This is a genomic window from Pantoea sp. EKM101V (assembly GCF_011800325.1).
Lineage (GTDB): Bacteria > Pseudomonadota > Gammaproteobacteria > Enterobacterales > Enterobacteriaceae > Pantoea > Pantoea anthophila.
This window is the reverse complement of the sequence record NZ_JAALFP010000018.1, coordinates 21302-33753: the sequence shown is the minus strand read 5'-3', so window position 1 is coordinate 33753 and position 12452 is coordinate 21302. Positions and strand designations below refer to the sequence as shown.

Annotated in this window: 8 protein-coding genes; 1 reads left to right on the top strand and 7 read right to left on the bottom strand. The window is 61.1% G+C overall.

All coding sequences use genetic code 11. The features are described 5' to 3' along the window. Positions 1–141 precede the first annotated feature (141 nt). Positions 142–1254 (bottom strand): mechanosensitive ion channel family protein, encoded by a 1113-nt coding sequence (locus tag HFD92_RS20495; RefSeq protein WP_058957638.1) that lies wholly within the window; start codon positions 1252–1254, stop codon positions 142–144. Between the two features lie 394 nt (positions 1255–1648). Here HFD92_RS20495 and HFD92_RS20490 point away from each other — a divergent pair, with 394 nt between their 5' ends. After that, on the top strand, positions 1649–3835 hold the full coding sequence (locus HFD92_RS20490; RefSeq protein ID WP_167429612.1) for a bifunctional diguanylate cyclase/phosphodiesterase: 2187 nt from the start codon (positions 1649–1651) through the stop codon (positions 3833–3835). 62 nt (positions 3836–3897) lie between these two features. Here HFD92_RS20490 and HFD92_RS20485 read toward each other — a convergent pair whose 3' ends face one another. The 6 genes from HFD92_RS20485 to HFD92_RS20460 form a co-directional block, all read right to left on the bottom strand. Then, on the bottom strand, positions 3898–4584 hold the full coding sequence (locus HFD92_RS20485) for a cysteine hydrolase family protein (RefSeq protein ID WP_058957636.1): 687 nt from the start codon (positions 4582–4584) through the stop codon (positions 3898–3900). Continuing rightward, entirely contained in the window at positions 4565–5881 is a 1317-nt protein-coding gene (locus HFD92_RS20480) for a cytosine permease (protein WP_154927697.1), read from the bottom strand. The genes HFD92_RS20485 and HFD92_RS20480 overlap by 20 nt, the downstream gene beginning before the upstream one ends. Beyond that, positions 5878–7314, bottom strand: a complete 1437-nt coding sequence (locus tag HFD92_RS20475; protein ID WP_167429611.1) for an amidase — start codon at positions 7312–7314, stop codon at positions 5878–5880. Before HFD92_RS20475 ends, HFD92_RS20480 begins: the two co-directional genes overlap by 4 nt. A gap of 383 nt (positions 7315–7697) precedes the next feature. Continuing rightward, positions 7698–8546 carry an oxidoreductase gene (locus HFD92_RS20470; RefSeq protein WP_140028933.1) on the bottom strand — a complete coding sequence of 283 codons (849 nt, stop codon included), beginning with the start codon at positions 8544–8546 and terminating at the stop codon, positions 7698–7700. Positions 8547–8642: 96 nt separating this feature from the next. After that, positions 8643–10430, bottom strand: coding sequence for a thiamine pyrophosphate-requiring protein (locus HFD92_RS20465; RefSeq protein WP_140028934.1), 1788 nt, complete (start codon positions 10428–10430; stop codon positions 8643–8645). Positions 10431–10492: 62 nt separating this feature from the next. Next, on the bottom strand, positions 10493–12451 hold the full coding sequence (locus tag HFD92_RS20460; RefSeq protein WP_111208177.1) for a hydantoinase B/oxoprolinase family protein: 1959 nt from the start codon (positions 12449–12451) through the stop codon (positions 10493–10495). Position 12452 lies beyond the last annotated feature (1 nt).

Genomic DNA, 12452 nt, shown 5'->3' with positions numbered 1-12452 from the left:
GGGATGTGCATCCGCCTGGTGTGAATTTTCTGCACCGCCACTCAGGTATCGGCACCCGAAGCACCCAGAAGCACAAATGAGCCTGTCAGGGCTCATTTGTATCATTCAGGGGGGACGGTCACCCTGGAGCGCTCAAAACACTCAGTCCGCCATGCCTGAAACCTGCTCAGCCACTCCTCTCTCTCCCTTCTCACGCCCACTATCCGTCAGCGATGCCCTTACCTGCGGCAGGCTTTCCGGGTAGTTCTGCTGAATAAACTCGATCATCTTTTCCCGCACGTAGCAGCGTAAATCAAAGGCGATTGGTGAGTTCTGCGCGGTCATCAGCATCCTGATGGTCATGGTTTTCTCGGTGGTATCGGTCACCTGAAGCACCTGAGTTTCCCCATCCCAGAGTCGGGTTTCGCTCAGCACCTTTTCAAAGTGCGTCCGCAGAGGCTCAAGCGGCATTGAGTAGTCCACATAGAGAAAGACTGAACCGAGAATCTGAGCGTTATTGCGCGTCCAGTTCTGGAACGGGTTCTCGGTAAAGTAGGTGATAGGCAGCACCAGGCGGCGCAGATCCCAGATCCGCACGACCACATAGGTCAGGTTAATCTCCTCAATCCAGCCCCACTCTTTCTCTACCACCACCGCATCATCAATTTTAATCGGCTGGGTAAAGGCGATCTGGATACCGGCGAACAGATTGACCAGCGACTTCTGTAGCGCAAAACCTATGATAATCCCCGCCACACCGGCCCCTGCCAGGATGGTGGTGCCAAATTTACGCACGCTCGGGAAACTCAGCAGAATCAGCGACAGGCAGAATAACACCAGAATGACAATAACCACTTTTTTGACGTAGATAATCTGTGTGCGGATTTTACGCGCGCGCAGATTATTAGAGATATTGATGTCGTAGCGGATATAAAGCATATCCTGCGCCACATTGGTCAGTCGTATTAATACCGAGCAAAACGACATAATAATAAAGACATTGATGATATTGGTAATTAAATCCAGCGAGTCAGGATGGAAGTTAATGTAATTAAGACCCACATTGATCATTAATAACGGGATGAAAAAGAACATCGACCCACTGAGGTGCTTCTCCAGCGATTTGAACAGCTTCCTGTCGCGACTCTGCCAGTAGCGGATAAACGCGAGCAGGATAAGACGGCCCAGGAAACCCAGTACAAATGAAAGCGAGACGAGTAATACAACAGGTACCCACGACGGGAAACCAGATAACTCACCGAATAACAATGGCATTATTTTCCCTTTTAGTAAGCTGACAACACCGGGTTGTCAGATAAGTGACACATGCAGTAACCGTTGTCTTCACGGTCATCCGTCTGTAATACAATCAATGGGTTCAAGTATGAACCATACCTGCAAAGTTGACAGGAAAAGCCTCGGCAGCCCGCGCCCCTGATGCGCCTCTTTTGCTTTTCAGCCAGGGCGGACAGTGACAGAAGTTGCCTGCGGCCCTGGCCGATATCATTAACCCGCCTGATATAACCGTTTCGCTTTTCTGACCCTTTTCGTTCCTTTGGGACAACAAAAATTGCTGCCGTACTCACTATAACCCCCGCTAAATGTAGACGACAGAGTCTTGTCTGCTAATTTTAAACTGTGCCCCGCCGTCGCTGAGAAAAACAACAATATGATTAATAGCATTAAACTTTCTGCTGATTTCCGCCGCAGTTTTCTGTGTGAAGTGCTGGTACCGCTGGTCGCCATCCTGCTGCTCACCTTTGCGGGTGCCGGCACGGCGCTGTTTATCGGCACCTCGCTCACTAACGCCGAAGCCCGGCAGCAACAGCAGCGGATGATTGAAGCCTCGTTTTCGCAGAGCCTGAATGAACATCTGCGCCAGCTGCACAGCCTGTCGCGCTGGGCGCCGCTTGAGCAGCACCTCTCAGCGAGCAACAGCGACCGCTGGCTGGATGAGAACATCGGTGAATGGCTCTACGAAATGTTCGGACATCAGCTGATTATGGTGCTGGATCAGCAGAACCAGATCGTCAGAGTCTGGCGCGAGGGCCAGCCGGTCGCTGCGCCGGATAGCGATCTGCTGGCGGGTGAGGTGTTGCAGAGTACGCTGGTTACCGATCCGGCGCGCCCGGACAGGGCCGACTATGCACGGGTCACGAACCGTGCCGCCGCCCTGGCCGTCGGCAATATTCAGCAGGAGAACCGCACCCTGCCCCGTTTCCGGCTGGTGAGCCTGAAATTTCTGGATGATGGCTATCTGGCGAGCCTGGCGGAACGCAATCAGCTTCAGGATCTGCACTTCACGGACGGCACGGCGCAGCCAGGTAGCGCAGCGCGCTATCTGCTGGTGGCGCAGGCGGGCGATCCGGTGGGGTATCTGGAGTGGGTTCCCTCCCGTCCCGGTGCGCAGATGCTGCGGACCATCGGCCCTTCAACCGGGCTGGCGGTGCTGGCGATCTCCCTGCTGTGTCTCTATATGGTGTGGCGACTCTGGCATTCGCTGGTCAGCCTGTCGCAGTCGATGCTGCGGCTCGGCGCCTCAGAGGCGCAGGCACAGCATCTGGCGTTTCATGATGTGCTGACCGGTCTGCCCAATCGCGCGCTGGTTGAAGAGCGCATGACGCAGGCACTGGCGCTGGCGACGCGCCACGATCAGCGGGTGGCCCTGCTGCTGATCGACCTCGACCGCTTCAAAACCATTAACGACACCTATGGTCATCACGCCGGCGATGAGCTGATCATCGCCGTGGCGCAGCGCCTGAGCCGGATCGTGCGCGCCAGCGACACCGTGGGACGCATCGGGGGCGATGAATTTATTGTGGTGATGCCGGATGTCGAAAACCTGGGCCAGGCGCAGAGTCTGGCCCAGCGCATCGTCGACGAGCTGGCCCTGCCTGTGACGCTGTTTGGCAGCGAAGTATGGAGCGGTGCCAGTATCGGGCTCTCCCTCGCGCCCAGAGACGGTATCGATCGGCTGGAGCTGATGCGCAAAGCGGATATCGCGCTGTATGAAGCCAAAAGCGGCGGGCGTGGCAAATATCGGCAGTTTGAACGGGCGATGGATGAGTCGGTGCGCACCCGCCAGGCGATTGCAGCGGATCTGCGCTCGGCGCTGCAGAGCCGTCAGGGGCTGGAGGTGTGGTATCAGCCGCTGATGGATATCGGCGGTCAGCAGATGGTCGGGATTGAGGCGCTGCTGCGCTGGCACCACCCGACACGCGGCCTGATCGCACCCGGTGAGTTTATTGCGATTGCCGAAGAGACCGGCCTGATTATGCCATTGGGTGAGTGGGTGCTCGCTGAAGCCTGTGCCACGCAGCAGCGTTTCCCGACGCTGCTGGTGGCGGTCAACGTCTCGCCCGTGCAGTTCCGATCGGCGGGCTTTGTCGAGCGGATTATGGCGATTGTCAGCCAGCACGGCGGCGACCCGAAGCGCCTGGAGCTGGAGATCACCGAAGGCGTGCTGATTGAGGATGAACGGGAGGCGCGCGCGATTATCGTGGCGCTGCGTGAAGCGGGTTTCCGCATTGCGCTGGATGATTTCGGCACCGGCTACTCCAGCCTCAACTATCTGAGTACCTTCCCGGTCGATAAAATCAAAATCGATCGCTCTTTCACCCAGTCGCTGGGCGTGGCAGAAAATTCCGTGGCGATTGTGGAGTCGGTGGTGAAACTGGGGCATGCCATGGGCCTGATGGTGACGGCGGAGGGTGTCGAGACGCCGGGACAGATGTCGGCGCTGGCGGATGCAGGCTGTAATCAGTTGCAGGGTTATCTCTTCAGTCAGGCGGTGCCCGCCGATCAGCTTGCGGCGCTGATGACCTCCGCCGCGCCAGAGACGACGCCGCAGGCGTAACGGCCGGGAGGATAGCCTGAACGCATCGGTGCGCCCGGGCTATCCGTATCAGCAGCAGACCGCTATGCGCCCAGGCTGTCCAGCAGCGCCGCAGACGAGGCGACCGCGCCGAAAATGCCGCCCTGCATATGGATCATGCTCAGCGCCGCCTCGTGGTGACGCCGTTCGGTTGCCGCGCAGCAGTCGGAGAGCACCAGACACTCAAAGCCGCGGTCGTTGGCTTCGCGCAGCGTGGTGTGAACGCAGACATCCGTCGTGATGCCGGTCAGGATCAGATTGCGGATGCCGCGACTGCGCAGAATCAGCTCCAGATCGGTGGCGTAAAACGAGCCTTTGCCCGGCTTATCCACCACCACTTCGTCCGGCAGCGGCGCCAGCTCCGGGATAATCTCCCAGCCCGGTTCACCCCGCACCAGAATGCGGCCACACGGCCCCACATCGCCAATCCCGGCATTCATCCGCCGCGACCGCCAGCGCTTATTGGCTGGCAGGTCACTGAGATCGGGCCGGTGCCCTTCGCGGGTATGAATAACCGGAAACTGCCGTGCACGCATCGCGGCGAGCACCTGCTGCAGCGGGGCGATGGGCGCACGGGTCAGGCTGACGTCATAGCCCATGCTATCGACATAGCCACCCACGCCGCAGAAGTCGGTCTGCATATCAATGACGATCAGGGCAGTGTCAGCCGGGGTAAAACGGCCATCGAACGGCCAGGCGTAGGGGGTGGAATTAACGCTGTAGTCGGGCATGACTGTTCTCCATTTCCGGGCGCGGCATGCGCAGTTTGCTAATCAGGCTGTAACTGAGGGCGGCCGTGACCAGGCCAATGACGGCTTCACCGAACTGCGGAAAGGCCACATGAGCGATCACCGCACAGAGGCTGCCAATCGCCCAGGCGGCGAACGCGGTACCGCGGAAACGCTCTGCCGGACGCTGTTCGCTGATGCGCGCCATAAAAATCAAATCCACGATCATCACTGCGCCAAACGGCGGCACCACGATGCCCAGCAGGCTGAGCCACTCCAGGAAGTAGGACCAGACCCCCGCCAGTGCCAGCACGCCGCCGATGCCCCCCAGAATCAGCGTCCAGAGCCGCATTTTGCTGCTGAAGAGATGACTGAATCCCACCGCGCCGTTGTAAAGACAGTGTGTGCAGACCGATCCGAGGTTAATAAAGACAAACAGACAGGCGACCACCGAGAGAAATGCGCTGTGGCCCATCAGCATCGGCAGGAAGTTTCCGCCGTTGGTCAGCGGGTCAACCGCCGCGCCCACCGCCACAATCACCACGCCGAAGAGGTAGGAGATCACATTGGCAACCGGGAAAGCGGAAAAAGCCGCGATCACCGCCGAGCGGCCATTCTTCGACCAGCGGGTAAAGTCCGCGGTCATGGTGCCGGAGTCGGCGAAACCGGCGACCACCATCGTGACCGCGGTGCCCATACTCATGGCACCCGCCGCGCTGGCGCTGCCCTGCCACTGCGTGACGACGGCGAAATCATGATCCCGCCCTATCAGCCACAGCGCCACGATGCCGAGCACCACAAACAGCGGCGCGGCGATCATCCCCAGCACCGACAGCGCCCGCACGCCCAGAAAGGTAATGCCGGTGTAGAGCAGCATGGCAAAGGCCGTCACCGCCAGCGCGTTCCAGCCAAAGGTCTGATTAATCACCGTGCCGGTGAGGCCGGTCTGAAAGGCATACCAGCCGATCACCACCGTCGAGAGAAAACCGGAGACCAGGATATAGCCTTTGCTGCCAAAGGTGCGCCGGGCCTGCAGGGCGAAATTCATGCCGCTGTTGCCGGCGAACCAGCTCAGCGCGCCGACATAGGCAAACAGCACCAGATTCCCCAGCAGAATGGCGATCAGTGCAGGCCAGAAGCCCAGATGCCAGGTGATGATGCCGCCAAATAAGGCATTGGTGAGGATCATCGGAAAACCGAACCAGACTGCCGAGACCGAGCGGGTGGAGTGACGATGCGACACTGGCACCGGCTGGTGTTCAAACTCCTGCTCCAGCGCAGGTGAAGACGATGTTTTCATTGTGTGATTCCCGGTTGAAGGTGATTCCACGGCTGAATGCGCTCGAAAGCGGCACTGGCAGCCAGCACTAAGGCATCATCAAGATGCCGTCCGACAATCTGGAGACCCACGGGCAGGCCGCGGGCGGTAAAACCGGCGGGCACCGACGCCGCGGGCTGACCGGTGAAGTTGAACGGGTAGCAGAATGAGAGCCAGTGATCGCTGCGGACCATCCGCCCCGCAATGATTTCCGGCCCCTGGCTTCCCAGCGGAAACGGCGGCACTGCCAGCGTCGGAGTGATCAGCAGGTCGTAATGCTGCATAAAGCGCCACAGGCTGTTGCTGACCGCTTTGCGGACCGCGATAGCATCAGTGAAGTTTTCCGCCCGCCACTCGCGCTGCAGCATGGCGATCAGATGGGGTGACATGGCGCTGCCCTGCTCCGCCATCATCTGACGCATGCCGGTAAGATCGCTCTCCATCGCCACCAGCGCACCGAAAGCGGCGGCCGGATCGCTGAAGCCCGGATCGGCCAGCTCCAGTTCCGCGCCGGTTTCAGCGGCAAAGCGCTGCACGGCCGCACTGACCACCGCCCGCACTTCCGGGTCCACCGCGACATAACCCAGGTCTGCGCTGAACGCGATGCGCAGTTTGCTGGCTGGCTGCCGGAGCGCGCCCAGCCAGTCAACGTCGCTGCAGGGGATGGAGTAACGATCCCGCATATCCGGGCCCGCCATCAGTGACATCATCAGGGCGGCATCGCGCACGCTGCGCGTCATCGGGCCGATATGCTCCAGCGACTCCCAGCTCGACACGCCGGGATAGCGTTCATCGCGGCAGCCGGGCCAGAGCGGTACCCGCCCCATCGACGCCTTGAAACCAAAGATGCCGCAGTGCGCCGCCGGAATGCGAACCGATCCGCCCCCATCACTGCCCAGCGCAATCGGACAGAGCCGCGCCGCAACGGCCGCACCGGACCCGGCACTGGAGCCGCCGGGCGTCATCTCAGGATCCCAGGGATTACGCGGCGACGGAAACAGCGGATTGTGCCCGACCGCGCTGTAGCCAAACTCCGGTGCGGTGGTTTTACCCAGCAGAATGGCATCGGCGGCCAGCAGGCGTTCCACCGTGATGTCATCCTCTTCCGGCACGAAATCCCGGTAAGCCGCCGAACCGGAGGTGGTTCTGACACTGGCCGTGCAGATCAAATCCTTCACCGCCAGCGGCACCCCCGCCAGCGCGCCCAGCGTCTCTCCGCGAGCGCGGCGGGCATCCAGCGCCCTGGCCTGCGCCATCGCCAGTTCGGGCGTAGGGGTACAGAAGGCCTGTATTGCCGGTTCCCGTTCCGCCATTCGCTCCAGTGCAGCCCCGGTCAGCTCGCAGGCTGACACCTCCCCGCTGCGGATAAGTGCGGCCATCGTGGTGGCATCTTCGTCTAATAAGGAGTCAAACATGGATTACCTCGCCAGAATTGTACCCGTCAGGTAGTGCATGAACCGTGCCAGCTGACACCAGGCCGGGCGCTCTGAAGCAGGGATGCCAGATGGAATACGGCCTGGGATACAAGATCGAATTCTTATGGTGGCGGACGGGCTTGCCTGTTTATTTTTTCAGCACGATGATGGCGCAGGTCTGCGCGATAAGGGGGCGTGACTGGTGAATGGTCTGGCAGAGAGGTGTTTGAGGGTCTGGCGTGCCTGGTAAGCTAGAAGAACTGAACGCACGCGAAAGGCAGGAAGCTAACATCCCCGATTAGCGCTTAAAGGCCCATATACGGGCCTTTCCTGTTTTTAAATCGCTTCTGGTTTAACCGCAGCGGCTTCATGCCACCTGCAACTCACCGCGATTCCGGAAAATCGGTCTCCACCGATGTCTGTTTCCACGCCTCAATCTCCGCCAGCCGCTCTTTGAGTTTGCTGGTCACGGCGTCATGGCCCCAGGCTCCCATCACCAGATGCCGGGGCGGATGATCATGTTCAGTAATTGCGATCATCGCTGCGGCGGCGCGCGCCGGATCGCCCTTCTGCGTGCCGCTGTAGTCGGCGGTGGCTTTCATTCGCGCGGCGGCGGTCTCTGCATAGTCCGGCAGCGTGCTTGGCGTCTGATGCAGCGAGCGTCCGGCCCAGTCTGTGCGGAACGGGCCTGGCTCGACGCAGGTGACATGAATGCCCAGCGGCCCGGCCTCCTGGGCCAGCGCATCGGACCAGCCCTCCACCGCATGTTTGCTGGCGGCGTAATAGCCTGAGCTGGCAAAGCCGATCAATCCGGCCACCGAGGTAATGTTGATAACGTGCCCCCTGCGCGCCTGGCGCATCGCGGGCAGCACGGCGCGCGTCAGGGCAAACAGACCGAAAACGTTAGCGTCAAACTGGGCGCGGATTTCGCTCTCCACCCCCTCTTCAATCGAACTCTGATAGCCGTAACCGGCGTTGTTCACCAGCACGTCAATCGTTCCGAACGCACCGATGGCCGCCTGCACCGCCTGATCGATACTCGCCTGCTGCGTGACATCCAGCGCGACCGCCAGCGCATTATCATGACCTTCCACCAGGTCGGCCACGGCCGACAGGTTCCGGGCCGTCACCACCACGTTAAAACCTCGCGCGATAGTCTGCTGCGCCAGTTCCCGACCAAAACCGGTCGAACATCCTGATATAAACCAGACTGGGCCTGATTGAGCCGCCATAGTAGGACTCCTGTTGCGTTTGATGAAGCGATAAGACCCGGATACGAACGTATCCGGGGAGAGAGAGGTAAGGCTAGCGAGGCGGCATCGCCTGGCTTAGCCCTTCGTGCTTTTATGGAACAGCTGGCTGGCGGTGTCGCTGATGATCTGCGCTGCGCCGCGATCCCCCTTCGCCATGGAGGCCATAAAGGCTTTTGCCTGTTTAAAGGTGATATGCGGCGGTAGCGGCGCCACTTCCGGATCGGTTTTCACCTCCAGCAGCACCGGGCGATCGGCGCTGAGCGCCTGCTGCCAGGCCCCCGCGAGGTCGTCAGGGTTATCCACGAAAATCCCGACCATGCCCAGCGAGCGGGCAAATTCCGCGTACTTCACGTCCGGCACCTGCTGCGAGGCGTCAAAGCGGGGGTTGCCCTCCATCACCCGCTGCTCCCAGGTCACCTGATTGAGATCTTCGTTGTTAAACACGCAGACGATCAGGCGCGGATCGGCCCACTGTTGCCAGTATTTCTGGATGGTGATCAGTTCAGCCATGTTGTTCATCTGCATGGCGCCGTCACCCACCAGCGCCACTACCGGTTTATCCGGGTGCGCAAATTTCGCTGCAATGGCGTAAGGCACCGCTGCGCCCATGCAGGCCAGCCCGCCGGAGAGCGAGGCCCGCTGCCCCTGTTTGACGCGATAGTCGCGGGCAAACCAGTTGGCACAGGAACCGGAGTCAGAGGTGACAATGGCGTTGTCCGGCAGCTGCGGGGACATCTCCCACACCACCCGCTGCGGATTGACCGGGTTCGCCGGTGCCATCGCGCGCTCCTCCATCAGCGTCCACCAGTCACGCACCTGAACCGCAATCCCTTCCTGCCAGCTGCGATCCTCTTTGTGCTCCAGCAGCGGCAGCAGCGCGCGCAGGGTTTCTGCCGCATCGCCGTGCAGATTCACTTCGCTGGGATAGCGCAGGCCGAGCATGGCGGGATCGATATCGATCTGCACCGCTCGCGCCTTGCCCTCTTCCGGCAGAAATTCGGTCCAGGGGAAGCCGCTGCCGATCATCAGCAGGGTGTCGCAGTTCTGCATTAAATCGGATGAGGGTTTGGTGCCGAGCAGGCCAATCGAGCCGGTCACAAAGGGCGCATCGTCCGGCAGCACATCTTTGCCCAGCAGCGCTTTTGCCACACCGGCCCCCAGCACATTGGCGACCTGCACCACCTCGACAGCGGCATTACGTGCGCCTGCCCCGATCAGAATCGCCACTTTTTTACCGGCGTTGAGCACCTCAGCGGCGCGTTGCAGATCCTCCTCATAGGGGATCACTTTCGGCCGCTGATAGCCACTGCCGGAGTGGGTGAAGCCGTGCAGGTGCTGCGGCGGCTGCCAGGCTTCATCCTGAATGTCTTTCGGCAGGATCACCACCGCCACGCCATTCTGCGCTTTGGCAATCCGCACGCCACGATCAAGCAGGTGACGCACCTGCGCCGGGGTGGCGGCTTCCTGAACGAAGTTCGCCACATCCGAGAAGATGCGGTCCAGGTTCATCTCCTGCTGATAACTGGCCCCGCGCGCGGTCGCTTCCGCCTGTCCGGCAATCGCCAGCACCGGCGCATGGTCCATTTTTGCGTCATAGAGCCCGGTCAGCAGATGGGTCGCACCCGGCCCGCCGGTTGAGAGGCAGACACCCAGCTCACCGGTGAATTTCGCGTGACCGGCCGCCATAAAGGCGGCCATCTCTTCGTGCCGCACCTGAATAAATTCGATGCCGTCCCCTTTGGCGTTCGCGCGCTGAATGGCCCCCAGCACGCCATTAATCCCGTCCCCCGGATAGCCGTAAATGCGGCTCACACCCCACTCTTTCAGGCGCTGGACAAAAAAATCACTGGTTTTCATGCTCATCGTCGCGGTTCCCCTTGTAGTCCATGCAGACTTAAAGCGTAGTCGACGATGCGCCATCGCCGTTAATTGTTCGCCATAGCCGGGTAGCGCTGACGCAAATCACTGAATATCTGCGCCATGTCCGCCGTTTCGCCTGCCTCTGCGACCGCCCGGAAAACCTGGGTTTTCAGGAAGTGACGCCAGCTGACCGGCGCGGCGGCAAGAAAGGTGGTCAGTGACTGATAGCGCTGCGGTGTCCAGAGTTTTTCAAAGCGCTGACGCGCCTCGCCATGCTCAAAATGGTGCGTGACCCGCTGCGGCATGGCAGCACGCAGTTGCTCAGTCGCGACCCGATCCACGCGGTTATTCACCACCACCACGCCATACTGCGCCCTGGCGGCGTCGAGGCTGAGGTAACCGCAGCGCACATCCTGCAGGACCGCCTCCGCATCGCGCTGTGACGGCAGCCCGTAGCCCCCGGCACCCGGCCCGCGGACTTCGACCACGTCCCCCGGCTGGCAGTGGATCACATCGGTGTTGCCGTGCCGGATGACCTCGCCGTTGCGCCGGGTCTGGAAGTGGGAGAGCGCCCCGCTCTGTCCGCCCACCACCCCCGCCGAGGCGAAGACCGAGCGGTTGCGGTTGCGCGCGGTAATCGTGGTGTTGGGCGAGAAGATCTCGAACGCCATCTCTGTCGCCAGGCCGCCGCGATAGTGACCCGCCCCGGCACTGTCCTGCGCCAGGCCGTAGCGGTGAAAACGGATCGGCACTTCTGCCTCGTTAATCTCAATCGGGGTGTTTTTCAGGAAGGCGGAAAGACCGCCGGAGCCGTCAGGGCCATCGTGACGCGGGGTGCCGCCTGCACCGCCGCCCACCGGGCCCAGCGAGGCCACCACGCTGCGATTGTGCGTCTGGGTGCGGATATTCATGATCGAGTTGCCGCCGGGCGAGTTGGCGGGCAGACGGTCGGGCATCGCCAGTGAGAAGACGCCGACGGTGGCAATCTGCGACAGCGCACAGGTCAGCGAGCGCATGCCTACCGCAGCGGGCGCCTCGCAGTTCATGACCGTGCCTGGCGGCAGAATGGCGCGGGTGGGCCGCAGCGTGCCCGCGTTAAGCAACAGGGAGCGATCCAGCGTGGAGAGCACATAGGTGACGCCGACCAGCGCCAGCGGATGTCGCTCCCGTCCGCCCGTGGGCATGTTCAGCGACGAGGCCAGCTGCGGGTCGCTGCCGGTGTAATCCAGCTCCAGCCGATCGCCCTGCACCCGCAGCGTGACGGCGATGCGGCAGGGATAGCCACCCTCGCCATCCTCATCGGCGTAGTCGGCATAAAAGTATTCACCGTCGGGAATGGTCGCGATGATCGTGCGCGCCTGCGCCTCGGCGTAATCCAGAATGCCTTCAATGCCCTGCAGGAAATCGTCGATGCCAAAGCGGGCAATAATGTCGTGAATTTTCCGCTCGCCCACGTTGACCGAGGCCAGCTGTGCCTTGAAGTCACCCCAGTTCTGGTCCGGCACCCGCACGTTGAGCCGCATGATGCTGGCGACCTCTTCGTTGAGCTGACCCTGTCGCATGATCTTCAGCGGCGGGATGCGAATCCCCTCCTGCACAATGTCGATCAGCGAACGCGACAGCGAGGCGGGCACGGCCCCGCCGACATCGGTGTTGTGAATATGTCCCACCACGAAACAGACAATCTCGCCCTGGTGGAACACCGGTTTCCAGATGTGGATGTCGGGGGAGTGGGTCGCGACGTTTCCGGCGTAGGCGTCGTTGGTGATGCAGATGTCCCCCTCGGCATACTCCTCTATCAGCGCCAGCACCGGCGCATAGTCGATGCCGCTGTACCAGGGCGCACCAAAACTGCGGGGTGAGGCAAACGCCAGCCCGCTGCGGCTGACAATCTGGCAGGAGAAATCTTCCGTCTCCTTAACGAAGGTGGAGTGCGCAGTGCGCATCAGCGTAAAGGCCATCGCATCGGCGGCGGCAGCGCAGTAGTTCGCCAGGATCTGTAAGTTACGTCCGTCAATCGCCATG

Excerpts from the sequence above, each read along its gene's own strand:
- HFD92_RS20495 (WP_058957638.1), bottom strand. The coding sequence starts at position 1,254 with ATGCCATTGTTATTCGGTGAGTTATCTGGTTTCCCGTCGTGGGTACCT.
- HFD92_RS20490 (WP_167429612.1), top strand. The coding sequence starts at position 1,649 with ATGATTAATAGCATTAAACTTTCTGCTGATTTCCGCCGCAGTTTTCTG.
- HFD92_RS20485 (WP_058957636.1), bottom strand. The coding sequence starts at position 4,584 with ATGCCCGACTACAGCGTTAATTCCACCCCCTACGCCTGGCCGTTCGAT.
- HFD92_RS20480 (WP_154927697.1), bottom strand. The coding sequence starts at position 5,881 with ATGAAAACATCGTCTTCACCTGCGCTGGAGCAGGAGTTTGAACACCAG.
- HFD92_RS20475 (WP_167429611.1), bottom strand. The coding sequence starts at position 7,314 with ATGTTTGACTCCTTATTAGACGAAGATGCCACCACGATGGCCGCACTT.
- HFD92_RS20470 (WP_140028933.1), bottom strand. The coding sequence starts at position 8,546 with ATGGCGGCTCAATCAGGCCCAGTCTGGTTTATATCAGGATGTTCGACC.
- HFD92_RS20465 (WP_140028934.1), bottom strand. The coding sequence starts at position 10,430 with ATGAGCATGAAAACCAGTGATTTTTTTGTCCAGCGCCTGAAAGAGTGG.
- HFD92_RS20460 (WP_111208177.1), bottom strand. The coding sequence starts at position 12,451 with ATGGCGATTGACGGACGTAACTTACAGATCCTGGCGAACTACTGCGCT.